The 24,398-nt window shown below is 70.5% G+C and carries 22 protein-coding genes and 1 tRNA gene; 18 read left to right on the forward strand and 5 right to left on the reverse strand.

Annotated features, from left to right (window positions below; all coding sequences use genetic code 11):
* Positions 1 to 61 precede the first annotated feature (61 nt).
* The 3 genes from OG456_RS17500 to OG456_RS17510 all read left to right on the forward strand — a co-directional run bounded on the left by OG456_RS17500 (position 62) and on the right by OG456_RS17510 (position 3,847).
* Positions 62 to 1,063, forward strand: a complete 1,002-nt coding sequence (locus OG456_RS17500; protein WP_266562038.1) for a Yip1 family protein — start codon at positions 62 to 64, stop codon at positions 1,061 to 1,063.
* A 159-nt stretch (positions 1,064 to 1,222) separates the two neighbouring features.
* A complete protein-coding gene (locus tag OG456_RS17505) occupies positions 1,223 to 2,839 on the forward strand; it encodes an MFS transporter (RefSeq protein ID WP_266562040.1) in 1,617 nt (538 codons plus the stop codon).
* A 384-nt stretch (positions 2,840 to 3,223) separates the two neighbouring features.
* Positions 3,224 to 3,847: a hypothetical protein gene (locus OG456_RS17510; RefSeq protein ID WP_266562042.1), complete on the forward strand. Its 624-nt coding sequence runs from the start codon at positions 3,224 to 3,226 to the stop codon at positions 3,845 to 3,847.
* Between the two features lie 215 nt (positions 3,848 to 4,062).
* Here OG456_RS17510 and OG456_RS17515 read toward each other — a convergent pair whose 3' ends face one another.
* Positions 4,063 to 4,572 (reverse strand): phosphoribosyltransferase, encoded by a 510-nt coding sequence (locus tag OG456_RS17515; RefSeq protein ID WP_116513529.1) that lies wholly within the window; start codon positions 4,570 to 4,572, stop codon positions 4,063 to 4,065.
* Between the two features lie 8 nt (positions 4,573 to 4,580).
* On the reverse strand, positions 4,581 to 5,156 hold the full coding sequence (gene dcd / locus OG456_RS17520) for a dCTP deaminase (RefSeq protein WP_100596440.1): 576 nt from the start codon (positions 5,154 to 5,156) through the stop codon (positions 4,581 to 4,583).
* Positions 5,157 to 5,681: 525 nt separating this feature from the next.
* Here dcd and OG456_RS17525 point away from each other — a divergent pair.
* Positions 5,682 to 5,755: transfer RNA gene (locus OG456_RS17525), tRNA-Gly, on the forward strand.
* Positions 5,756 to 6,081: 326 nt separating this feature from the next.
* Here the strand turns inward: OG456_RS17525 and OG456_RS17530 are convergent.
* Positions 6,082 to 6,942: a hypothetical protein gene (locus OG456_RS17530; RefSeq protein ID WP_266562047.1), complete on the reverse strand. Its 861-nt coding sequence runs from the start codon at positions 6,940 to 6,942 to the stop codon at positions 6,082 to 6,084.
* Positions 6,943 to 7,322: 380 nt separating this feature from the next.
* Positions 7,323 to 7,760: a cupin domain-containing protein gene (locus OG456_RS17535; protein WP_266562049.1), complete on the reverse strand. Its 438-nt coding sequence runs from the start codon at positions 7,758 to 7,760 to the stop codon at positions 7,323 to 7,325.
* A 1,045-nt stretch (positions 7,761 to 8,805) separates the two neighbouring features.
* Here OG456_RS17535 and OG456_RS17540 point away from each other — a divergent pair.
* The 4 genes from OG456_RS17540 to OG456_RS17555 all read left to right on the forward strand — a co-directional run bounded on the left by OG456_RS17540 (position 8,806) and on the right by OG456_RS17555 (position 11,940).
* Entirely contained in the window at positions 8,806 to 9,249 is a 444-nt protein-coding gene (locus OG456_RS17540) for a DUF6325 family protein (RefSeq protein ID WP_266562051.1), read from the forward strand.
* 41 nt (positions 9,250 to 9,290) lie between these two features.
* The gene (locus OG456_RS17545) at positions 9,291 to 9,581 is read left to right on the forward strand and encodes an SHOCT domain-containing protein (protein WP_266562053.1); all 291 of its coding nucleotides are present in this window, start codon (positions 9,291 to 9,293) and stop codon (positions 9,579 to 9,581) included.
* A gap of 178 nt (positions 9,582 to 9,759) precedes the next feature.
* Positions 9,760 to 10,734, forward strand: a complete 975-nt coding sequence (locus OG456_RS17550) for a teichoic acid biosynthesis protein C (protein ID WP_266562055.1) — start codon at positions 9,760 to 9,762, stop codon at positions 10,732 to 10,734.
* Between the two features lie 219 nt (positions 10,735 to 10,953).
* Complete coding sequence (locus OG456_RS17555; protein ID WP_266562057.1) at positions 10,954 to 11,940, forward strand: hypothetical protein; 987 nt, start codon at positions 10,954 to 10,956, stop codon at positions 11,938 to 11,940.
* 104 nt (positions 11,941 to 12,044) lie between these two features.
* Here the strand turns inward: OG456_RS17555 and OG456_RS17560 are convergent, their stop codons facing one another.
* A complete protein-coding gene (locus OG456_RS17560) occupies positions 12,045 to 13,001 on the reverse strand; it encodes an ACP S-malonyltransferase (RefSeq protein WP_266562059.1) in 957 nt (318 codons plus the stop codon).
* 166 nt (positions 13,002 to 13,167) lie between these two features.
* On the opposite strand from OG456_RS17560, the gene OG456_RS17565 reads away from it, so the two are divergent.
* From OG456_RS17565 to OG456_RS17610, 10 genes are all read left to right on the forward strand, one after another.
* Entirely contained in the window at positions 13,168 to 14,790 is a 1,623-nt protein-coding gene (locus OG456_RS17565) for an acyl-CoA carboxylase subunit beta (protein WP_266562061.1), read from the forward strand.
* The gene (locus OG456_RS17570; RefSeq protein WP_266562063.1) at positions 14,787 to 15,005 is read left to right on the forward strand and encodes an acyl-CoA carboxylase subunit epsilon; all 219 of its coding nucleotides are present in this window, start codon (positions 14,787 to 14,789) and stop codon (positions 15,003 to 15,005) included. The genes OG456_RS17565 and OG456_RS17570 overlap by 4 nt, the downstream gene beginning before the upstream one ends.
* Before the next feature lie 146 nt (positions 15,006 to 15,151).
* Positions 15,152 to 16,216, forward strand: a complete 1,065-nt coding sequence (locus tag OG456_RS17575; protein WP_266562065.1) for an AfsA-related hotdog domain-containing protein — start codon at positions 15,152 to 15,154, stop codon at positions 16,214 to 16,216.
* Positions 16,213 to 17,259: a 3-oxoacyl-ACP synthase gene (locus tag OG456_RS17580; RefSeq protein ID WP_266562067.1), complete on the forward strand. Its 1,047-nt coding sequence runs from the start codon at positions 16,213 to 16,215 to the stop codon at positions 17,257 to 17,259. The genes OG456_RS17575 and OG456_RS17580 overlap by 4 nt, the downstream gene beginning before the upstream one ends.
* Before the next feature lie 38 nt (positions 17,260 to 17,297).
* A complete protein-coding gene (locus tag OG456_RS17585; RefSeq protein ID WP_266562069.1) occupies positions 17,298 to 18,950 on the forward strand; it encodes an FAD-dependent monooxygenase in 1,653 nt (550 codons plus the stop codon).
* Positions 18,947 to 19,981: a beta-ketoacyl-ACP synthase III gene (locus OG456_RS17590; RefSeq protein ID WP_266562071.1), complete on the forward strand. Its 1,035-nt coding sequence runs from the start codon at positions 18,947 to 18,949 to the stop codon at positions 19,979 to 19,981. Before OG456_RS17585 ends, OG456_RS17590 begins: the two co-directional genes overlap by 4 nt.
* Positions 19,982 to 20,047: 66 nt before the next feature.
* Complete coding sequence (locus tag OG456_RS17595) at positions 20,048 to 20,305, forward strand: acyl carrier protein (RefSeq protein ID WP_266562073.1); 258 nt, start codon at positions 20,048 to 20,050, stop codon at positions 20,303 to 20,305.
* Positions 20,302 to 21,543, forward strand: a complete 1,242-nt coding sequence (locus OG456_RS17600; RefSeq protein ID WP_266562075.1) for a beta-ketoacyl synthase — start codon at positions 20,302 to 20,304, stop codon at positions 21,541 to 21,543. The genes OG456_RS17595 and OG456_RS17600 overlap by 4 nt, the downstream gene beginning before the upstream one ends.
* A gap of 68 nt (positions 21,544 to 21,611) precedes the next feature.
* Positions 21,612 to 22,577, forward strand: coding sequence for an aldo/keto reductase (locus tag OG456_RS17605; protein ID WP_266562077.1), 966 nt, complete (start codon positions 21,612 to 21,614; stop codon positions 22,575 to 22,577).
* 31 nt (positions 22,578 to 22,608) lie between these two features.
* Positions 22,609 to 24,378 (forward strand): 3-hydroxyacyl-CoA dehydrogenase family protein, encoded by a 1,770-nt coding sequence (locus OG456_RS17610; protein ID WP_266562079.1) that lies wholly within the window; start codon positions 22,609 to 22,611, stop codon positions 24,376 to 24,378.
* The last annotated feature ends 20 nt before the right edge of the window (positions 24,379 to 24,398 follow it).

The raw sequence follows: 24,398 nt of genomic DNA on the forward strand, positions 1-24,398 counted from the left end.
CCTGCGGTACGGATCCGTACTCCCGACCATCCCGTAGACGCCCTCCCGACACCCTTAGGGGATGTCACAGCTCGGCAGCAAACCCGGGCCCGATCCACTGGGCCCGGTACCTCCCTCTCCGGGACCAGGTACGTTCGATGACGTGGCTGGATTCAGGATCGGACGCGGCCGGGACAACCGCGCCCCGCAATCGCGACCGTACGGACAGCGGGCCCCCCAGGGGCAGGCCCCGTACGGCTACCCTCCCGCGCCCCCGAACGGGCAACCGCAGCAGCACCAGTACGGCGGGCAGCAACCGCAGCAGCCGTACGGTCAGCAGCAGTGGCCCCAGTCCGGAGGTCACGGGGAGCCGGAGTACTTCGGTGACCCGAACGGCCCACAGGGGAACGGTCAGCAGGGCCAGGGCTACGACCCGTACGCGGCGAACAACCCGGGGCACACCCAGGCGTTCTCCGTGGGCGAGGACCCGTACAGCCAGGGCGACACGTACCGGGCGGGTTCGGCCCCGGCCGCGCCCGTCGGGCCGCGGCTGCACTGGAAGCAACTCCTGTCCGGAGTCGTCCTGCGGCCCGGCCAGACGTACCTCCAGATGCGGGACTACGCGATGTGGGGCCCCGCCCTCATCGTCACGTTCCTCTACGGGCTGCTCGCGATCTTCGGCTTCGACTCGGCCCGCGAGGACGTGATCAATGCCACGATCTCGGCGGCGGTCCCGTACGTCCTCACGACCGGCGTCGCGATCACGATCAGCCTCTTCGTCCTGGGCGTGGTCACGCACACACTGGCCCGCCAGCTCGGCGGTGACGGAGCATGGCAGCCCACGGTCGGACTGGCGATGCTGATCACCGCGATCACGGACGCCCCGCGCCTGCTCTTCGCGATGTTCCTCGGTGGCGACGCCCCGTTCGTGCAGATCCTCGGCTGGGCGACGTGGGCCCTGGCCGGTTTCCTGCTGACGCTCATGGTCGGCAGGTCGCACGACCTGCCCTGGCCGAAGGCGCTGGCCGCCTCCGCGATCCAGCTGATCGCGCTCCTGTCGATCATCAAGCTGGGCACGTTCTAGAGAACTGGTGAACGCGAGTGGGGCCCGGCACACACAGTGCCGGGCCCCACTCGCATCGACGGCGTCACCCCATCGTCTTCACCCCGTCGCCGCCAACAGATTGCTGCCGGTGGCGGGTCAAAGCACCGCCCTCCCCCGGCAAACTGCCACGATTCGCCCATGGCACCTGCGGCAGGCACCGCTGAGAGTCCGGCGACGGCGCGACTCGTCCTGCTGACCCTCGCGGCGGGCCAGTTCCTGATGGCTCTCGACAGCTCGGTCATGAACGTCTCGATCGCCACTGTGGCCGAGGACGTGGGCACGACCGTGACGGGGATCCAGGGCGCCATCACGGCGTACACCCTCGTGATGGCGATGTTCATGATCCCGGGCGGCAAGGTCGGTGCGCTGATCGGACGCAAACGCGCGTTCATGATCGGCTGCTGCGTCTACGGCTGCGGCTCCCTGACCACGTCGCTCGCATCGAACCTCCCCGTACTGCTGCTCGGCTGGGCGTTGCTCGAGGGGCTCGGAGCCTCCCTCATCCTGCCCGCGATCGTGGCGCTCGTGGCGGGCAACTTCCCCACCGAACGCCGTCCCGCCGCGTACGGACTCGTCGCGGCCGCGGCGGCCGTGGCGATCGCGGTGGGGCCGCTCGTCGGAGGGCTCGCGACGACGTACTTCTCCTGGCGCTGGGTGTTCGCCGGCGAGGTGGTGGTCGTGCTGGGCATCCTGGTGCTCGCCCGTCCCATCGCCGACGCGCCGGCCGGCGAACGCACCCGCATCGATCTCGTCGGCTGCGTGCTCTCCGCCCTCGGCCTCGGGATCTCCGTCTACGGAGTCCTCCGCTCGGACGAATGGGGCTGGTTCCAGCCCAAGCCCGGCGCGCCCTCGTGGCTCGGGGTCTCGCTGGTCGTATGGCTGGCGCTGGCCGGTCTGCTGCTGATCTGGCTCTTCCTCCGCTGGGAGGCCCGCCTGGTGAAGCAGCGCAAGGAGCCGCTCATCGACCCGGCCCTGCTGCAGAACAAGCAGCTCACCGGCGGCCTGACGATGTTCTTCTTCCAGTACCTCCTGCAGATGGGCGTGTTCTTCGTCGTCCCGCTGTACCTGTCGGTCGCCCTGGGCCTGTCCGCGCTCAAGACCGGTGCCCGCCTCCTGCCGCTCTCGCTGACGCTGCTGGCCGCCGCGATCCTGATCCCGCGCTTCTTCCCGGATGTCTCGCCGCGTCGCGTGGTGCGGCTCGGGATCCTCGCGATGCTCACGGGCGCGGTGGTCATGATGGCCGCACTCGACGCGGAAGCCGGTGCGGAAATCGTCACCGTTCCCCTCCTGCTGATCGGGCTCGGCATGGGCGCACTGGCGTCCCAGCTCGGGTCGGTGACCGTGTCCGCGGTGCCGGAGGCGCAGAGCGCGGAGGTCGGCGGGGTCCAGAACGCCGTCACCAACCTGGGCGCCTCGCTCGGTACGGCACTCGCCGGGTCGATCCTCATCGCCGCGCTCACGACCTCGTTCGTGACCAGCATCGAGCAGAATCCGGCGGTCCCGGCCGACGTCAGGAGTCAGACCTCCGTCCAGCTCCAGAGCGGCGCGCCCTTCCTCTCGGACGCTCAGCTCAAGACCGCGCTCGACGAGTCCGGCACGAGCACGGAGGTCTCACAGGCGGCGCTCGACGCGAACAGCGAGGCACGGCTCGACGGCCTGCGCGCCGCACTCGCCATCCTCGCCCTCATGGCGCTGCTCGCCATGTTCTTCAGCTCACGGATCCCGACGACCCAGCCACGGTCCGCAACGCCATAGCCCGCCCGTATATGTGAGTGGGGCCCGGCACTGTGTGTGCCGGGCCCCACTCACATATACGGCTCCTCAGGCGTCCAGAACCTGCCCGGCCCTGCTCACCACGGGCGGCTCGACGGACCAGGCGTAAGGACCCCTGATCACGCACGACCTCAAAGCGGGCAGGACACCGACCGATGCCGCTCCGTAGGTTGTTCGGCGGTCCGGGAGGCTTGGACGGGTTAATCGAGTGAAATGGGCGTTTCTCGCGTCGCTTGCCGACCAATGGGTCGTTGCCGGGTCAGTACGTTCCCACGTCGGCTCCTCCACTCGCTTCCGGAGCTGACCGCAGCGGACCCTCACGGACTGGAGAAACCGTAGATGAAAAGACACGGGTTGAGGCGGCGGATGTCTGCCCTCGGCACGGTGGTGGGGCTGGGCGTCGCGTTGCCGTTTGCCCTAGCCGCACCCGCCCACGCTCAATCGAATTTGAGCGTCGCCAAGAGCCACGAAGGGAACTTCGCACGGGGAGGGCAAGGCGTCTACACCATCACGCTGAAGGCCACAGGTGCGACCGGCCTTCTGGACGTCACGGACAATCTCCCCACGGGTGTCAGGGCCACGGCCCTCGGAGGCCTTCTCGCGCAATTTTGCGACATCACTAACGGCGGTACGACGGTCCACTGCGGGGACGGCCTTAACTTCATCGGCGCTCTCACTGCCCCACTCGACGTCACCGTCAGCATCGCCGCCGACGCACCGTGCTCCGTCAGCAACACCGTCACGGTCATCGAGACCGAGACCGAGGAGCAAGGCGGAGAAACTTTCACCCACTCGGCCAGCGACCCGACGACGATCACCGGCGGCGACTGCGACGGCGGGGGCGGTGGCGGTGGCGGCGGGGGCTCGATCCTGCCGATCAACCTCAACGGCGTCATCCCGATGTTCAACAACATCACCACGAACAGCAACATCAACAGCCCTGGTGCGAGCAACAACAGCCACCAGAACTTCGGGCTGAACGCGCCCTGAGCTGTGGCGCCACACCCCGGACTCGTCTTGAGCTGAGTCACTGTCACGCAGGCGCGAAGCCCCAGTCGCATAGACGCCCGCTGGGGCTTCGCTGACCGTTCTGCATAGAGCTACGGATCAGAAGGCGAGACTCTCGAACAGCACAAGGCCCCTCGGTGATCACCTGAGGGGCCTTGGCGCATCCGTCAGGTTTTAGACGTGCGAAGAATCGCAGGTCAGAGCGCTTCCCGGTTCTCCTTCGGCGCCTCTCCCGACTTATGTACTGGAGGCAAGACACTCCACGGGAAGTTGATCCAGTCGTCCGTGCGCTTCCAGACGTACTCGCACTTCACGAGCGAGTGCGACTTCTCGTAGATCACGGCGGAGCGCACCTCGGCCACGGTGTCGAGGCAGAAGTCGTGGACCAGCTTCAGGGTCTTCCCGGTGTCGGCGACGTCATCGGTGATGAGCACCTTCTTGTCCGAGAAGTCGATCGCGTTGGGCACGGGCGCCAGCATGACGGGCATCTCGAGCGTCGTCCCCACACCCGTGTAGAACTCGACGTTCACGAGGTGGATGTTCTTGCAGTCGAGGGCGTACGCGAGACCGCCGGCCACGAAGACGCCGCCACGCGCGATGGACAGCACTATGTCCGGCTCGTACCCGTCGTCGGCGATCGTCTGCGCCAGCTCGCGCACGGCGGTGCCGAACTTCTCGTACGTAAGGTTCTCGCGTACGTCACTCATGCTGCTGCTCACACCTGTGTTCGATGGAAATTGAGGAAGGAACGGGAGGCCGTGGGCCCGCGCTGGCCCTGGTAGCGGGACCCGTAGCGCTCGTTGCCGTAGGGGAACTCGGCGGGCGAGCTCAGCCGGAACATGCACAGCTGGCCGATCTTCATGCCCGGCCACAGCTTGATCGGAAGCGTCGCGAGGTTCGACAGCTCCAGCGTGACGTGCCCGGAGAACCCGGGGTCGATGAAGCCGGCGGTGGAGTGCGTGACGAGCCCGAGCCGCCCGAGGGAGCTCTTGCCCTCGAGGCGCGAGGCGAGATCGTCCGGCAGCGAGATGACCTCGTACGTGGAGGCGAGCACGAACTCGCCGGGGTGGAGGATGAAGGGCTCGTCGCCCTCCGGCTCCACGAGGCGCGTCAGGTCGGCCTGCTCCACCGCGGGGTCGATGTGCGGGTAACGGTGGTTCTCGAACACCCGGAAGTAGCGGTCGAGCCGCACGTCGATGCTCGAGGGCTGCACCATGGATTCGTCATACGGATCGATGCGGACCCGCCCGGCGTCGATCTCGGCCCGGATGTCCTTGTCTGAGAGAAGCACGTAGCGAGGATACGCAGAGCGCGCGGGCCCGCCACAATCCGGCCATTGCACCGCGACTGTGGCGCACCCGCGCGCCTGTCCTTCGGCTACGCGCCGACTACCGCTTCTCGAACTCCACAGGAACCGCGTTCCTCAGCCGCGCACACCGCGGACATCTGATCAGCCGGCCGGGTCCGAGCCGGTCGGCCTGCTGCATCGGGAACGAAGCGGTGCTGAACACGTGCCCCTCGGCACAACGGACGAATGTGCGCTCCATCGAGTCCCAGAGTCCCTTCCCCACGAGCCACTCAGCCATTTCTGGCCGACAACGAGGGGTCACATTACGGGATGAAAGGGACGCCGCTCCAGGCGGCACTCCGGACACGGAAGGACCCTCGAAGCTGGCCCCACCGTACGCCTCAACTCCCTTCACCCGCAGTCACATCCGGCACGCACAACGCAGCCGGGCCCCACGGTGAAAGCACCGGGGGCCTGGCATGAGGTACAGTGTGCGACGTTACGACTCCGGTTCAACCGGCGTCTTACGCGGGTGTAGTTTAGTGGTAGAACATCAGCTTCCCAAGCTGAGAGTGCGAGTTCGATTCTCGTCACCCGCTCCATACTTGAGGCCCAGGTCAGCGACCTGGGCCTTGTTCGTTGTCCGGAGCTGTTCAGCTGTCTTCAGAGGCCTTCAGCTGTCGCGCACCACCTCCCCCTCCGCACCATTACGGCTGTCGGGCGGGTTTTCGGGCGGCTCCTTGTGGTGCTTCGCACGCTGAGCCCGCACCGTTGCGGCATTGTCCAGTGGCACGTAGTGCCCGGATCGAGAGAGGCCCCGGAGAGATCCAGGGCCTCTGACGTTTCCTGCGCAAGCAGCAGAGTCCAGTGATGGGTCCGTGTCAGCTGGACTGGGCACCGCCCATCGGTGGGCCAGGTCTCTGACCTGTCAGCCGGTGCAGTTCGGGACGGCGATGTCGCTGCCGACGCAGTTGGTGGGCTGGTTGCCCCTGACCCGGGACGCCAGAAGGGTGACTGTGCCGCCGGTGTTGAGGACGCCGCCGGGAGCGGCGGTGGCCGTGTTGTTGTTGACGTTGCTGGACACGATGGTCGTCATGCCGGGCCCGAAGTTGGCGACGCCCCCGGCCCGTCCGGCGTTGTTCTCGTTGACGTTGGTGGTCTCGATCCGCAGCATTCCGTCGTTGGCCGCGCCACCTCCCGCAATGCCGGCTGTGTTGTCGATGATGCGGCTGCTGGTGACGGTCATGTTTCCGTCGTTGGCAACGCCGCCGCCGTTCCGATTGGCGGTGTTGCGCATGATGTTGGTACCCACGATCTGAGTGGTGCTCCCGAATCCGCCGCCGATTCCGCCCGAGAAGTTGGCGTGGTTGTCGCGGATGGCGCTGTTCACCACGGTCAGCTTCCCGCGGTTGGCGATGCCGCCGCCGAAGTCCGGTGCGTCACCGTTGGTGATGGTGGCATCCGTGAGCTTGAGATTGCCGCCGGGGAGGACGGACAGAATGCCGAAGCTGACCGTGGACGCGCGAGTGATGGTGCTGTGGCGGGCATTGATGGTGATCGGGCTGGTGATGTCCGGCAACGGCGCGCTAAGCCCATAGGTGCAGCCCGGCGCCAGCACCAGGGATCCACCCCCTGAGGTGTTGGCGTTGGCGATGGCGGTAGACAGGGCACTCGCACTGCACGGGACGATTGTCTGCGCCGATGCGGGAGTGGCGGTGGCGACGACCGACGCCAGGGCTCCGGCACACATTGCCTGCGCAACGAGTGCTGACGTCTTACGGCTGAACATGAATGGGTAGCTCCTTCGGAAGTCCCGGGTCCACCGGGTGCTCCCGGCACTGAAGGCAGCGGCGCCGCATCTCGGGGAGCGGTGTTGATGTTGCCCACGTCGACGCACAGCCGTTACGGGCTCGAGAAGGATGTCCACCCGGACGGTTTAGCCGTTTCCGTCCGATGGCCGACAGGGGACGATCCGCGATTCAGTCGCACAGGGCAGTCCCGGCTACCGTCATGCTCATGCCGTCGCGCGTTGCTCTGCCCCGGAGCCACGGGCCTGCCGGGGCGCCCAAGACCCCTGACCACGTCCGCCTCAGCTCCCCTCGCATTCAGCTACGTTCACAGCCGTTCAGATCGGTGTTCCGGGCTCCGTTTCCTTTTCGAGCTCGCGGGTCAGCCTTCGGAGGGGCGTGGGGCGCGCAGGTGCGCCCGTTCCTTCAGTTCGTCCTCTTCGACCAACCTGAGCATCGGCTGATCCGGCGCGCACACCATGGTCACCACGAACTTGGTCGGTGCGTCCGACAGGGCGTTGCCATCCTGGTAGTGGATCACGTCACCGCCTGGCTCCCAGAACGTCCCACCCGCCTTGACCACCCGCTCCGGCTCACCCTCGAGCTCGAACCGGAGCGCACCCTCCATCACGTAGCCGAACGACGGGCCCGAGTGGCGATGCGGAGGGAGCCCGGGGTGACCGGGAGGCCATTCGACGAGGATGGTCATTCCGGAACCGCCTTCGGGAAAGAAGGGTGGAGTGACCTCTTGCAGCACCTTGACTTCGGGCGGCAAAGAGCCCTCGTGGGCGGTCCGGTCCTCTGGATTCTGCTCTGACATCTACCACACCTCCGTAAGCCTGCCCGGAACAGACGATCCTGCGGCGGCCCCCGCATTTCCGACCTGTGTACCGACCCGACTCGTCTTCCGAACCAGCGACTGCCCCGGAAGGACTCCCGGGGCAGTCGAAGAGAGCAGCTAGAGCAGCCCACTGGCATTCAGTTGGTTCGCGCGGGTTCGAGGAATTACGACAGGTTCCTACAGATTCAGCGGTGGCACGACCTCTGTGCCTGGCGGAGTCCGGATTTGAAGCCGTCCTTGAAGCCGCGCCGGTAGTCCCGCTGTGCGTCCTTGTGCACGACGGTAGCGGCTTGTTGGCCCTTCCCGTCCCCGTTGCCATGCCCGTGACCGTGCCGGTTACAGCTGTGCGATCCCTGGCGGAACCCGGATCTGAAGCCGTCCTTGAAGCCGCGCCGGTAGTCCTGGTGCGACGTGGGAACCTTGGCGGTCGTACTTGTGCTGACGTGGGTCTCGCTCGGTGTGGCCGCGGAAGCCTGCGTCCACCCGAGGGGCGCAAGACCAATGGTCGCGGCGACGAAGACCGAACTCAGGACGACCCGCTTTCTTTTCATTGCGAGCATAACTATCCCCTTGGGCCAGTTTCTCACATAGAGCCAAATCCACTTTAGTCACCCATATGGGCGACGCAACTGCGCTGGAGATCCAGCGGCACGCAAGAGGGCCGAGAAGGCCGGGCCCACCGGGAATTTTCGCGAATCCCGGCTGCGTAAGCACCATGACCATCCATCATGTCCGGCGAGTTCGGACCGACTGGCCAATTCGCCGTGGAATTACGCATGCCGCAGTGAGACGGAGTCCGTACTGTCGCCGTCCACATTCGACAGCCGGCAGATGAACTGGGGGGCCGGTCCCGACCCGCCGGTCGAGGGCGGCCGGGTGAACGCGCACCGACGTGCGAGGGCACTGGTCCGGTGATGCAATGGGGCTAGCTACCGGGAGAGCCCCGAACACCGAGGGTTACGAACCGCGTTTACGAACACCAGGGGCTACAAACACCAGGGCTTACGAACACAGGGGTTGCGCCGTGAACGAGGAAGTCGAAGAACTGGGGCCGATCGACTATCTGGTCGTGGAGTTCCCAGGCAACCGCATGACGGGAGAGGGCTTGCCCCTCCTGGTCGATCTCGTGGACCGCGGCCTCATTCGCATCCTCGACCTGACGTTCGTCAGGAAGGAGGAGGACGGCTCCGTGAGCGGCCTGGAGATCGCCGACCTCACCGGCGACGGCGAACTCGACCTGGCCGTCTTCGAAGGCGCGTCGTCCGGCCTCCTGGGCCAGGACGACATCGAGGAGGCGGCAAGGGCCCTGGAGCCCGGCAGTTCCGCCGGCGTCCTGATCTACGAGAACCGCTGGGCCGCGCCCTTCGCCGCAGCTCTCAGCCGCGGCGGCGCCAGGATGGTCGCCTCCGGACGGATCCCGGTGCCCGCCATCCTGGCCGCGCTCGACAGCACGGAAGCCGCTCACTGAGCGGCTTCCGACAGCCGCCGACGAGCAGAAGGGAATCCGCCATGCCAGGTCTACTCCGTGGGGTCGCGCGCACGGCTGTGGTCGCCGGAACGGCGACCGCCGTGTCGAATCGTGTGAGCCGCCGCCAGCAGGGGCGCTGGGCCGCCCAGCAGGAGTACGAAGCTCCGGCACCGCCCGCCGCGGCACCTCCGGCCGCGCCCCCGGCCCCTCCCCCGGCCACCGATATGACGAGCAAGATCGACCAGCTCAAGCAGCTCGGCGATCTCAAGGCCCAGGGCGTGCTCACCGAGAGCGAATTCGAGGAGCAGAAGCGCAGGATTCTCCAGTCCTGACCTGAACCGCTGAACCCTTGAACCGCTAACGCACTGACCCACTGAGCCACTGAGCCACTGACCGCGTGACGGTCACTCAGCGCGAGCGGCAACCGGTAGGCGTACGGCCGAAGAGCACGGGATCCCCCTTGCGTAAAGTCTGGGAACTCGGATTCCGCTCTTCCTCAGGAGTTCCCTCATGGAGCACAACTCCCGTACGTCACTGACCCGTCGAGGGTTGCTGCGCACCGCTACCGGGGTGGGTCTCGCCGCGTTCGGGGTCGGGTACGGGGCCGCGAGCGCTGCCGCCTCGGTGGGCGCGACCTCGCGGTTCGATCTGTCGCAGCCGTCGTACGACCTGTTCCGCGACAAGAACCTGCACAGCAACCGCGTCCAGCAGAGCTTCGCGTTCGACTCGGTCAACAAGCGCCTGTTCGTCGCCGCCAAGCGGCTGGACAGCCCGGAGTCGGCCGGTGACCTGTGCATCAGCCAGCTCGACTTCGCCGGCAACTACGTGTCGTACATGCACCTCAACGGCTTCGGGCACGGCGTCGCCTTCGGCGTGCGGCCCGTCGGCAGCACCAGCAACCTGTGGATCGAGACCGACGCGAACGGCAACGGTTACGGCACCAAGCTCGCCTTCATCGGGTACAACGCCGGGACCACCGTCGACGCCGCGTCGCAGGGGTTCGGGAAGTTCCAGCCGGTCTCCGGCGCCACCGAGTACACCTGCTCCATCGACCCGGTCTACAACCGCATGATCGTCCGCTACCACAAGGACGGCGCCAAGCACATCGCCGTCTATGACCTCGCGGACACCGACAAGGGCGACTTCAGCTCGCCCGTCGCCATGTTCACCCCGCCGGCCATCGCCGGTACGCCGCAGGGATACACGCTCTACGGCTCCTACATGTACTTCATCACCGGTGACGGCTACTCGGCGTCCAACCCCGACCCGGGCAACACGTACATCACCAGCATCAACATCAACACCGGTGCCATCGCCCAGGGCCCCACCCTGACCAAGGCCGGCTCCACGCTGGTCTACCGGGAGCCCGAGGGGCTCGCGATCTACCGCACCGACGCGGGTGAGTCCCGTCTCTTCCTCGGCTTCGCCTCCGGTGACGAGGGCGACCGGCGTTCCAGCATCTTTTACAAGAACGCGCTGGTCTGAGGGGGGAGAAGTGAGGAGCTTGTGAGGTGAGGGGCCCGGATCGCTGCTGCGGTCCGGGCCCCTCCCGTCACAGCGGTCACACATCTTCGCAGGAGCATCACACCGTGCGCGCATCGCCTTCGGAAAGCGTCGATAGCGTTGCTGGCCGCTCGATCTCGCGTGCGAACGTGACCAAATGCCCGGCGTCCCGGCGGCGCAGTCAGCCACAGAAAGATCGAAATGGACTACTGCTCCTCCTGCCGTCGGACCCTCAACGGGGCGCTGGTGTGCCCGGGTTGTGGCGCGTACGCCCCGGACATAGCCCCGCCGGCGACGACGTCGCTCTCGTCCCTCCCCTCGTCCTCGGTCCCCTCGGCACATGCCTCGGCCTCGGCCTCCTCGTCGTTCTTCGGGGGATCCCCCGCCGCCGGCCGTGGCCACGGCGGCGGCCCCGCGGGTGCCTCCGGGGCGTACGCCGCCTCCGGCTCCGCCGAGCCGTTCGACGACTTCGACCCCTTCTCCGCGGCCAAGGCCTTCGACGTGGCCGACGCCGGCGGTGAGGCCGCCGCCGGTTCCGTGGACGCCCCGGCGCCCGTGGCCGCTTCGCAGGGCGGCCGCGCCGCACGGCGGCGGAAGCTGGCGCAGTGGAAGAAGAACAAGCGCCGGGCCGTCGCCGCGACCGCCGTCGCGATCGTCGGTGGCGGGCTCACCATCGCCGCGCTGCCGAACGACGCCGCCCCCGACCGCACGCACGCCTCCGCGGCCCCGGACCCGGTCGCCACCTCGCCGGCCCTGGCCAACACGGACGTCGCGACGGACACCCCGGACGACCGGGCCTCGCGGAGCGGCAGCGACCGTGCGCACAAGTCCACCGGCCCGCGCCACGCCCGCCCGGCCAACACGCCCACACCGGCGGCGTCCACCGCACCGACCGGCGCCCCGCGCCACGCCGCCCCGGCCCGGAGCGCCGCGCCGCACGCCGCCGCCGCGCCGGCCGCCGCCGCGCACACCGCCGAGCCCGCCGCCCCTGCCCCGCAGACCTCTTCGCCCGCATCGGCCGGCCAGTCCGGCGGCAGCACGGGGACGGGTTCCGGCTCGGGTACGGGTACGGGTACGGGTACGGGTTCGGGGTCGTCCGGCGGGGACCAGGCGACGGCGCCCGCGCCCGCTCCCAGCACGGCGTCACCCGAGCCTATCTGCGTGCTCGGCCTTCTCTGCATCAGCTGAGTTCCGCCGCACCGACCGAGGCCCGGCCCGGGGTTCTGACCCCCGGGCCGGGCCTCTGCGCGTACGGACGCACGTACCGGCGCACGTACGGACGTAAGTGTCTGCTACGCCGCCACCGCCAGTGGCGCGGGCGCCGTGAACTTGTGGGCCGGCACGCCCGGCAGCGCCCTGCGGGTCAGGCCCGCGAGCGTGCCGCCGGGGCCGATGTCCAGGAACGCGGTGCAGTCGAGTTCCTCGTGGAGCGTGTTCAGGGACTCGACCCAGCGGACCCTGCTGACGAGCTGGCGGGTGCTGAGTTCCTGCCACTGGCTGCCGCCGTAGTGCGCGCGGGCGTCCACGTTCGCGACGACCGGCAGCACGCCCGCCGCGAAGTGGGTCAGTTCGAGGGCCCGGCGCAGGGCCGCGCTCGCGGGCTCCATGTAGGGGCTGTGGCAGGCGGCCGACACCGGCAGGACGCTGTAGCGCAGGCCGGCGTCCGCCGCGCGTGACGCCGCCGCGTCGATCGCCGTACGGCTGCCCGCGATCACCGTCTGCTGGGGACTGTTGTGGTTGGCCACCCACAGGTCCGCGCCCTCCTGCCGGAAGGTGTCGACGAGGGCGGCGACCTCGTCGACGTCGCCGCCCATGACGGCGGCCATCGCTCCCGGCCGGCGCCGGGCGACCTCGGCCATGGCACGGCCGCGCTCGCCCACCAGCCAGGCGCCGTCGGCGACGGAGAGGACACCGGCCGCGACCAGCGCCGTGTACTCGCCGAGGCTGTGGCCCGCGACCGCCACGACGCGGGCGTCCGACTCGCGCCTGCGCAGCTCCGACCACGCGAGCAGGGAGGCCGTGAACACCGATATCTGCGCGTGGTCGGTGCGCGACAGCGTCTCCTGGTCGGCCGTGAGCAGCAGCTCGGCGACGTCGAAGCCGGAGGCGCGCGAGACGGACTCGACGAGTTCCCAGGACTCGGTGGCGCGCCAGGGTTCACCCATCCCGGGCCGCTGAACTCCCTGTCCGGGAAAGAGGACGGCGTAGCGCGGCGAGGAGTCGGACGACTCGTGGAGGTGCGTGGTCATGATCTTCCCTTCCGGTGGCGGTCGGTATGCATCGTGCGGCCTGCCCGCTCAAGGCGTGGAAAAGGAATGCTGTTTTTCCCGGCCTTGAGTCGCGCATTGCCGCCCGCCCCGAATCCTTTTCCCCGGGTGGCGCCATTCGGGTGCCGGTCGGATGGGAGGACATGGCATGACCACTGTGGTCGAGAAACCCGTCGCACAAAGCCCGGACATCTCCGGGGAGCGTGAGCCGGAGCGGCCCGACAGCGTGCATGTGCGCGTCGAGGAGCTGCGCCGGCTGCGCGCCGAGGTCCACGCGGGACCCGGGGTGCGGGCGACCCGGGCACAGCACGACCGGGGCAAGCTGACGGCTCGCGAACGCATCGAACTCCTTCTGGACGAGGGCTCGTTCACGGAGCTGGAGCCGCTGCGCAGGCATCGCGCGACCGGCTTCGGACTGGAGAAGCGCAGGCCGCACACCGACGGGGTGATCACGGGCTGGGGCACGGTCGAGGGCCGTCAGGTCTTCGTCTACGCGCATGACTTCCGTATCTTCGGCGGCGCGCTCGGCGAGTCCCACGCGGCGAAGATCCACAAGCTGATGGACCTCGCCGAGGCGTCCGGCGCCCCGCTGGTCAGCCTCTGCGACGGCGCCGGCGCCCGCATCCAGGAGGGCGTCACCGCGCTCGCCGGATACGGCGGGATCTTCAGCCGCAACGCGCTGTCCTCGGGAGTGATCCCGCAGATCAGCGTGATCCTCGGGCCGTGTGCGGGAGGCGCCGCGTACTCGCCGGCGCTGACCGACTTCACGTTCATGGTGCGGGGTGTGGCGCAGATGTTCATCACAGGCCCGGACGTCGTGCAGGCGGTCACCGGTGAGCGCGTGAGCATGGACGAACTGGGCGGGGCGGACGTGCACGCGTCGGTCTCGGGTGTGTCGGCGTTCGCGTACGACGACGAGGTGTCCTGCCTGGAGGACGTGCGCTATCTGCTCACCTTCCTGCCGTCGAACAACCGGCAGGCGCCGCCCGCGGTGGCCACCGACGATCCGCCGGACCGGCGCACCGACGCGCTCGCCGACCTGGTGCCCGCCGACCCGGCCCGCGGCTACGACGTGAAGGCCGTGATCGAGGAGACCGTCGACGACGGCGAGTACTTCGAGATCCAGCCCGACTGGGCGAACAACGTGGTGTGCGCGCTGACCAGGATCGACGGGCACGTCGTCGGCGTGGTCGCGAACCAGCCGATGTCCAGCGCCGGCGTGCTCGACATCAAGGCCAGCGAGAAGGCCGCGCGGTTCGTGTCGGTGTGCGACGCCTTCAACATCCCGCTGGTCACGATGCTCGACGTGCCCGGCTTCCTGCCGGGTGTCGACCAGGAGCACAACGGCATCATCCGGCACGGCGCGAAACTGCTGTACGCGTACTGCAACGCCACCGTCCCGCGCATCCAGCTGATCCTGCGCAAGGCGTACGGCGGCGCGTACATCGTGATGGACTCGCGCTCCGTGGGCGCGGACCTCTCCTTCGCCTGGCCCACGAACGAGGTGGCGGTGATGGGCGCCGAGGGCGCCGCCAACGTCATCTTCCGGCGGCAGATCGCCGCCGCCGACGACCCCGCCGCGATGCGCGAGCAGATGGTCAAGGAGTACAAGGCCGAGCTGATGCACCCGTACTACGCGGCCGAACGCGGCCTCGTGGACGACGTCATCGAGCCGGGCGAGACCCGGGCCGTGCTCGCCAGGTCGCTGGCCATGCTGCGCACCAAGCACCGCGCGCTGCCGCAGCGCAAGCACGGGATCACCCCGCTGTGAGCGCCGCGAGCGGCTCCGACGTGCTGCGGGAGGCCGCGTTCCACGTGGTGCGCGGCAACCCGAGCCCCCATGAACTGGCCGCGCTCGTAGCGGTGTTGACCGCGACGCTGCGCTCACGCGCCGACGCCGGCGAGGACGCCCCCGTGGTGCCCGCCCGCGCGGCGTGGGACCGGCCCGCCGACGGCTACCGCAGCCCGCTCGCCTGGGCGGCCTGAGCCAGGTCGGCCGGCCCCTTGAGGCCGCCTTTAGTGAACGCTTTGCCACCCCCCTCGACAATGGAATCAAGCGAGGAAAGAGAAAAGGAAATCCCGGAGTTCGGGAGAATTCCCCGCTCGCCTCGCGCCGCATCAGGAGGACGAATATGAACACCGAGACCGCCGAATCCCCCGCAGTCAAGACCTGCCTGCCGGGCGCCGCGAACCTCGAATTCATGCGCACCGTGGACCGTTCCCTTCTCCACCGCTGGGCGCTCTCCGAGGTCTTCCTGACGGACAGCCGGCAGACCGGCGAGGACGACTACCTCGCCGCGGCCCAGCTCCCCCCGTCCCACGCCTACTACACCGAGCACACCTCGCGGCTCGGTGCCCCCGACCCGATGCTGCTCCTGGAGTGCTGCCGGCAGGCCGAAACGTACGGCGGGCACGAGTTCGCCGGGGTGTCGCGCAAGAGCAAGTTCCTGCTGCGGTCCTGGTCCATGGAGCTGCCGGGCCTGCTCACCCTGCCCGAGGAGGAGACGCCGGGCGAGCTGCGGATCTCGGTGCGCACCAGCAACCGACGCGGCACGCCGGGCGATGTGCGCCGGCTGACGTTCGGCATCGACATGAAGCTGGCCAAGCGCTGCCTCGGCTTCGTCAGGATGGACGTGGGCTACATACCCGCCGAGGTCTACGACGCCGTGCGCGTCCAGGGCCGCGGCAGGCCACTCGTCCCCTTCAAGGACATCCCGCGCGAGAACGCCTATGTGGCCCCGCACCTCGTGGGCCGCAGCTCCCCGTCGAACGTGGTCCTCGCCTCCGCCACCGTCAACACCGACAACGCGCACGCCACGGTGCGGATCCCCCTCGACAACCGCAGCATGTTCGACCACGGCCAGGACCACGTGCCCGGCATGGTCCTCATGGAGGCCGCCCGCCAGCTGTGCCTGCTCGGCGTCTCCGACCTGTGGGGCGCCTCCGTCAGCCGCACCACGGTCGCCGGCTTCGACTTCGACTTCATGCGCTACGCCGAACTGGACGCGCCCACCACGGTCCACATCCGCAAGACCGAGCCGTACGCGCACGAGGACAACCTCAGCCTGATGCTGCCGGACCTGCGGACCTTCTACATCGACTTCGTGCAGGACGGCGACGTCATCGCCTCCGGCCGGATGCACACCACGACGTCCGCGGCGGTCACCGCGCTGCCCGAGGGGGAGGAGTGCCTGTGATCCCCGGCCACGTGTGGCTGTCGGCCGCCCAGTGGCTGCCGCCCACCGCCGAGAAGACGGTCGACGCGCTCGCCGACGGCCGGGTGACAGCCTCCGAGGCCGACGCCATGGGGTACGAGCAACTGCCCGTGTCCGGCGACGAGTCGGCGCCGCAGATGGCCGTACGGGCCGCGCACCGCGCGCTGTCGCGGGTCGGTGCGAAGGCCGGGGACCTGTCGGCCACCCTGCACGCCTGGACCTACTACCAGGGCCACGACTTCTGGTCGCCCGCCCACTACGTGGCGGCCGGAACCGGCGCTCACGGAGCGATCCCCACCGGCATCCAGCAGATGTGCAACGGAGCGGCGGCCGCCCTGAGCACCGCGGTGGACCGCATCGCGGCCGACGGCGGCGGCTCACCGGTCCTCGTGACCACGGCGGACCGCTTCGCCCGGCCGGGCTTCGACCGCTGGGCCGGCGACTACGGCGTCTGGTACGGCGACGGCGCCACCGCGGCCGTCGTCGCACGGGCCGCCACCGCCGACGACGTACCGGAGGGCGCGCTCACCCTGCGCGCCCTGCGGACCCGGGCCGTCCCCGCACTGGAGACCGCCCACCGCGACACCGGCGCGTTCCACCCGGCGCCGCACACGAGCAGCACCGCCGTGGACGTGCGCCGCACCAAGAAGGCCTTCCTCGCCACGCAGGGCAAACCGGAGTTCCTCGGCCGGCTGCGGCGCGAGACCAGCGAGGTCCTCGCCGACGCACTGCGCGACGCGGGCATCGGCCGGGGCGAGCGGGAGCTGCGCACCGTACTGCTCCCGAGGCTCGGCCGGGCCACCGCCCGCGACGTGTACGGGCCGGCCGTCGCCGAGGTCACGAACGCGCCGGTCGCCGACCTCGGCGACCGCACCGGGCACCTCGGCGCGGGTGACCTCCTGTCCAACCTGACCGCACTGTCCGCGGGCGCGAGCCCGTACCGCCTCCAACGCGGCGAGTACGCCGCCGTGCTGAGCGCCGGCGCGGGATTCACCTGGAGCGCCGTCGTGGTGCACCGCCCCTGACCGCCGTAGCCACCTACTCGACGAAAGGCACACCTGTCATGACGATCCCTCTGCGCGAGGGCCCCGGCGGACGACGTCCCGTCCTCGTCGTGGGCGCGGGCCCCGTGGGCCTGGTGCTCGCCACCGAACTGCTCAGCCAGGGCGTCCCGGTGAGACTGATCGACAACTCGGCCGCCGGGCCCGTCCAGCACTCCCGGGCCAGCGTGGTCTGGCCGCGCAGCCTGGAGCTCCTCGGCCGGATCGGCGCCGCCCAGGGCGTCGTCGACGCGGGCAACCGCCTCGACTCCGTGCAGTACTACTCCGACAAGCGGGCCATCGGCGCCATCGAGATGAGCCGGCTGACCGACACCCCGTACCCGTTCGGCGTGGTCATCCCGCAGGACACCACCGAGGAGGTCGTCCGCACCCGGCTCGCCGCGTACGGGGGCGAGATCGAGTTCGGGACGCTCACCGGCCTCGACACGTCCGGGCCGCGCCCGGTCGCCGAGGTGGAGGGCGCCGAGGGGCGTGTCGAGCAGATCGAGGCGGACTGGGTGATCGGCGCGGACGGCGCCCGCAGCGCGGTCCGCGAGTTCGCCGGCATCGAGCTCCTCGGCACCGGCAACGACGTGCTCTTCGCCATCGGTGACGGTCCGGTCGACGGCGACATGGACCCCCACTCGCTCGTCTACTGCTACTCACGCACCGGCGCCCTCGGCATCGCGCCGTTCGGCAACGGGCAGTTCCGGCTCGCGATCAGCGTGCCGGACTGGGACAAGGAGCAGAGCCCGCCGCGCGAACTCTTCCAGCACTTCCTCGACGAGCGCTCGCCGCGCCCCGGCCTGGTCGGCAAGCTGGACTGGTCGACGATCTTCCGGGCCCGGCGCAGGGTCGCCGAGACGATGCGCGCGGGGCGCGTGTTCCTCGCGGGCGACGCCGCCCATGTGTTCAGCGCGGCCGGCGCGCAGGGCATGAACACCGGTATCCAGGACGCGGTCAACCTCGCCTGGAAGCTCGCCGGGGTCGTGAACGGCCTGTTCGAGCCGGGCATCCTCGACACGTACGACTCCGACCGGCACCTGGCCGCCGAGCGCATCGTCCTGACCACCGCCAAGCAGACCAGCTGGGGCCTGTTCAAGCGGCGCCACGAGATAGCGGCCCGCGACGGCGCCCTGCGCCTGGCCTCGCGCACCGGTCTCCTCCAGCGCTTCGGCGCCCCGCTGATGGCGCAGCACGACGTCAGCTACCGGCCCGCCGAGTCCCTGCGCGACACGCTGCCCGGCCTCACCCGCAAGGTCCGCGCCGGTGACCGCCTCCCCGTGTTCGCCGCGCACGGCACCCCCCAGAAGGGCGCCGACCGCTGGCCCTCGATCGACCCGGCGCGGCTCTCGCTGCTGCTGTGGGCGGGCGAGCGCCAGGACTCCGGCTGGGTGGCGGGCCGGGAAGCGCTGACGGCCGCCGCGCCCGAGGGCGTTCACGTGCGGGACATCTCCGCCTGGCCGGGATTCGCCCCGCTCCTGGGCAAGGACCCCAAGGCCGTACTCGTACGGCCCGACGGACATATCGCGGCACTGACCGCGCCCGAACCGGCCGAGGTGCGCTCGGCGCTGCGCCGGGCGGGCAGCTCCTTCAAGGCCATGGCGCGTCCCGTACGGACCGTGCCCGCGCAGCCCGCGCCGGCCGCCCACGAGGTCGAGGAGCTGGCCTCATGAGCCGCGCCGCCGTGGTCTGCGGTCTGGGCGGCGCGCTGCCCGCGACCGCCGTCACCAACGAGGAACTCGCCGCCCAGCTGGACACGTCCGACCAGTGGATCCGTACGCGTACGGGCATCGGCCTGCGCTACGTCGTCGCGCCGGGCGAGTCCACCTCCGACCTGGCCGTCGCGGCCGGGGAGCGCGCCCTGGAGTCGGCCCGCAGGACGGGCAATGACAACGACACCGAGGCCGACGTGGACCTGGTGGTCCTCGCGACCAGCACGCCCGACCGCCCCTGCCCCGGCACCGCGCCGGGCGTCGCCCACCGGCTCGGGCTCGGCACGGTCCCCGCGTTCGACGTCGCGGCGGTCTGCACCGGGTTCGTGTACGCCCTGGCCACCGCCGCCTCCATGATCACGGCGGGGGTCGCCCGGCGGGCCCTGGTGATCGGCGCGGACACCTTCTCGACGATCCTCGACCCCGTCGACCGCACGACCCGCGCCATCTTCGGCGACGGCGCGGGAGCCGTGGTCCTGCGGGCCGGCGAGTCCAGCGAACCCGGCGCGCTCCTCGGTTTCGACCTGGGCAGCGACGGCGGCGGCGCCGACCTCATCACGGTGCGCGCCGGCGGCTCCCGCCAGCGCTCGACGGGTGAACCGCCCGCCGAGGGCGACCAGTACTTCGCCATGGAGGGGCGGCCCGTCTTCACCGAGGCCGTGATCAACATGAGCGAGTCCTCGCAGCGCCTCCTCGACCGCGTCGGCTGGACGCCCGCCGACCTGGACAAGGTCGTGGCGCACCAGGCCAACGTCCGCATCCTGCACGCCGTCGGCGAGCAGCTGGGCCTGGAGGAGAAGCAGATCGTGGTGAACCTGGACCGGGTCGGCAACACCGTCGCCGCCTCGATCCCGCTCGCCCTGTCGGACGCGGCCGCCGCAGGCGACCTCGTACCGGGCCACCGCGTGGTCCTCACGGGCTTCGGCGGCGGCCTCACCTGGGGCTCGGCCGCGCTGGTCTGGCCGGACATCGAACCGGTCACGCAGCCGTAGCCCATGGCCCCCAAAGCCTCAACTCACCGCACACACCACCCATTTCACAGAATTCAGGAGTCAGTCATGACCGCTCTTTCCGTCGAGTTCTCCCTCAAGCACCAGGTCTCCGGCCTCATCAGCGACAAGTTCGGCCTCGACGAGGCGGAACTGCTCTCGGGCGCCACGTTCGACGAGCTCGACATCGACTCGCTGATACTCGTCGAGCTCAGCCTGATCCTCCGCAAGGAGATGGGCATCGTCCTGGTCGAGGGCGAGCTCAAGTCGTCCTTCACCCTCGACGAAGCCGTCGCCGTGATCGCCGCGAAGGCGGACCAGGCATGAGCGGGGTGGCCCGGGGCCGCGGAGTCGCGGTCACCGGTATAGGCCTCGTCACCCCCGCCGGCATCGGCGTCGACGAGAACTGGCGGCGCGTCCTGTCGGGCGTGTCCGCCGCCACCACCGACCCGGAGCTCAAGGGCGAACGGGTCGACATCTCCTGCCGCGTCCCCGGCTTCGACGCCACGGCCGAACTGGGCCGGCGCAACGCCTGGAAGCTCGACCGGTTCGCCCAGCTCGCCATCGTCAGCGCGCGGCAGGCCGTCACGGACGCGGGGCTCGACTGCGGGTCCTGGGACGGCACCCGCGTCGGCGTCGTCATCGGGAACTCGCTGGGCGGCGTCGCCACCCTGGAGAAGCAGCTGCGGACGTACTTCGAGGGCACACCCGACGACGTGTCCGCGCTGATGATCCCGATGGGGATGGTCAACATGGTCGCCGGGTACGTGGCCATGGACCAGAAGATCCACGGACCCAGCCTCGTCACGGCGACCGCCTGCGCCTCCGGGGCGTCCGCCATCGGCACCGCCCGCGAGTGGCTGCTGTCCGGCCTGTGCGACGTGGTCCTCGCCGGCGGCACCGAGTCGGCGATCAGCCCGGGCACCCTCAACGGCCTGTCCCGCATGGGCGCCCTGTCGTCCCGCACGGACGACCCGGCCGCGGCGTCCCGTCCCTTCGCGCACGACCGGGACGGCTTCGTGGCCGGTGAGGGGGCGGCCATCCTCGTACTCGAACGGTGCGAGGACGCCACCGCCCGCAACGCGCGGCGCTACGCCGACATCGCCGGGTTCTGCGCGACGTCGGACGCGCACCACGCGACCGCGCCCCACCCGCAGGGCGCGGGACTGGCCCGAGCCCTGCGGGACGCCCTCAACGACGCGGGGGTGCTCCCCGACGAGGTGGAGCACGTGAACGCGCACGGCACGTCGACCCCGATGAACGACCTCACCGAGGCCCGCGCGCTGCACTCGGTGCTCGGTGACCGGGCGGCGGTGACCTCCACCAAGGGGGTCACCGGGCACACGCTGGCCGCGGCCGGCGCGGTCGAGGCCGCGTACACGGCGCTGGCGCTGCACCACGGCGCCCTGCCGCCCACCGCGAACGTGGACTCGCTCGACCCCTCGATCGACGTCGACATCGACGTGGTGACGGGCCAGGCGCGGCAGAAGAGGATCCAGGTCGCCGCGAGTACGTCGCTGGGGTTCGGGGGGCACAACGCCGCCCTCGTCCTCACCGCCGCCTGAACGGGCCGGGGCACCGGCGCCCCGGCCCGGCACCACCCCCACACACCTCTACTGACAAGGGAGTTCGCGTGGAGACGCGTCAGCTCGGCACGACCGGCCTCGAGGTCACCCCCGTCGGCCTCGGCTGTATGGGAATGAGCTGGGGCTACGCCGAGTCGCTGCGCGACGACGCGGCCTCGGTGAACGTGATCCGGCGCGCCCTCGACGCCGGCCCCCTCCTCGTCGACACCGCCGACGCCTACGGGGCGGGCCACAACGAGACCCTCGTCGGGCGGGCCCTCGCCGGGCGCCGCGACGACGCCGTCGTGGCCACCAAGACCGGCATCGTCGTGGACGAACTCACCACCCGCACCCTGAGCCGCAACGGCTCCCCCGAGCACATCAGGCGTTCGGCCGACGCGTCGCTGCGCCGCCTCGGCGTCGACGTCATCGACCTGTACTACCTGCACCGCGTCGACCCCGAAGTCCCGCTCGCCGAATCCTGGGGCGCCCTGGCCAACCTGGTGCGACAGGGCAAGGTCCGCCATCTCGGCCTCTCCGAGGTCACCCCCACGGAGGCGGCCGCCGCCCACGCGGCGCATCCCGTCGCGGCCGTCCAGTCCGAACTGTCCCTGTGGACCCGCGAACCGCTCGACCCGCACACCGGAATCGCCACGTGGTGCGCCGCCAACGGCGCCGCGTTCGTGCCCTTCGCACCCCTGGGCAGGGGCTTCCTCACCGGCCGCTACACCCGGCCCGACGACTTCGAGGACGGCGACTTCCGCGCCACCAACCCGCGCTTCCAGAGCGAGGCGTTCACCGCGAACCTGCGCATCGTGAACGCGGTCGAAGAGGTCGCCGCCCGGCACGGCGCCACCGCCGCCCAGGTCGCGCTCGCCTGGACGCTCGCCCAGGGCGACCACGTCGTCCCCATCCCCGGCACCAAGCAGCTGCGCTATCTGACGGCGAACCTGGCCGCGGCCGGCCTGCGCCTCACCTTCCAGGACCTGCGCGACCTGGACGCCGCGCCCGCCGCCACCGGCAGCCGCTACTGATGCCCCCACCCGCGAAGGCAGGAGCAGCACCATGGCCGACCACCCCCGCACCACTCCCACCACCGACTCCGTTCCCTCCGCCGAGGGCGCGCCGCCGCCCTTCACCGTGGCCGTTGTCGGCCTGGGCGGCACCGGGCTCGCCCTCGCGCGCCGCCTGACCCGCGCGGGGCTTCGCGTCACAGGCATCGACGACGACCCCGCGGCCCTGGTCAGGGCCCTGCGACTGAGCCCCGGGGAGCGCCCGCGCACCCTGACCCGCTTCCCGGCCGGCGTCGCCTCGGCCGACCTGGTCATCGAGGCCGTACCGGAACCCCCGGCCCTGAAACGGGCGGTGCTCGCCTCCCTGCGCGAGCAGCGCCGGCCCGGGACGCCCGTCCTCACCACCGCGCTCACCACCCCGCTCGGGGACCTCGAGGACGCCGCGGGACCCGACCTGTTCGCGCTGCGCTTCCTGCGCTCCGACGCGCTCGACACCGTGGAGCTGGCCCGCGCCCCGCGTGCCGGGGACGCCGCGGCCGCCAGGGTCGCGGAGGTCCTCACGGCGGCCGGGATCAAGGCCCATCAGGTCGGCGACCGGCCCGGCTCCCTCGCGCCGGGGCTGCTCCTCGGCCTCCTCAACGAGGCCGCGTGGATGGTCCACGACGGGTACGCGAGCGCCGAGGACGTCGACACGGCGGTGCGGCTCGGCTGCGGCTGGAGCGACGGGCCGCTGGCCGCGCTCGACGCGATCGGCCTGGACACGGCGCGCGATGTCCTCGCCCGCCTCGGCGACCTCGGCGGCGGCCTGCGCGCCCCGGCCCCGGTCCTCGACGAACTGGTCGCGCAGGGCGCGCTCGGCGCCAAGTCGGGCCGCGGCTTCCACCGTTACGGGGAAGGGGCCGCCCAGCGGCGGACCGTCCACCCCACGGCCCCGCCCGGACGCAACGTCGTCGTCATCGGCTCGGGCACCATGGCCACCGGGATCGCCGAGGCGTGTGCGCGCGGCGGGTTCCGCACGACGCTGCTCGCCCGGTCCGAGGAGAAGGCCGCGGCCGCCGCCGAACGCATCGACTTCGCGCTCCAGCGCAACTCCGCCTCCACAGATGTCGGTTCCGACGAGACCGGGCCGGCCTCCTGGACCGCGACGAGCGACCGTTCCGTGCTCGCCTCCGCGGACATCCTCGTCGAGGCCGTCGTGGAGGACCTGGAGGTCAAGCGGCGGCTGTTCGCCGAGCTGGGCAAGGTGTGCCCGCCGAACACGCTGCTCGCCACGTCGACGTCGAGTCTGCCGGTGGGCGCCTGCACGGAGACCGCGGGCCGGCCCGCGCACGTCCTCGGCCTGCACTTCTTCAACCCGGCGCCGCTGATGCCGCTGGTGGAGCTAGTCCCCGGCGAGCGCACCAGCGCGCACACCCTCGCCCGGGCCCGGGCCGTGGCCGAGCGGCTCGGCAAGCAGACGGTGGAGTGCGGCGACCGGGCCGGGTTCATCGTCAACGCCCTGCTCTTCCCGTATCTGAACGAGGCCCTGGCCCTCCTCGACGCCGGTGAGACCACGACGGCGACGCTCGACCTGGCGCTGAAGTCGGTGGGCGGCCAGCCGCTCGGTCCCGTACGGCTGCTCGACACCGTGGGCGCCGATGTGGCCCTGGAGGTGCAGCGGCGGCTCCACGCGGAACCGTCCCTGTGGACACCGGCGCCCGCCGCACTGCTCGAACAGCTCGTCGCCGCACAGCACTTGGGCCGCAAGACGGCCGGCAAGGGAGTGCGCGCGTATCTGACGGCACGTGCCGCGGCCCCCGCTCCCGCCGCGGTCGCGGCCTGACCCGGCGGCCCCACACACCC

The organism is Streptomyces sp. NBC_01446 (genome assembly GCF_026340095.1).
GTDB lineage: Bacteria > Actinomycetota > Actinomycetes > Streptomycetales > Streptomycetaceae > Streptomyces > Streptomyces aureus.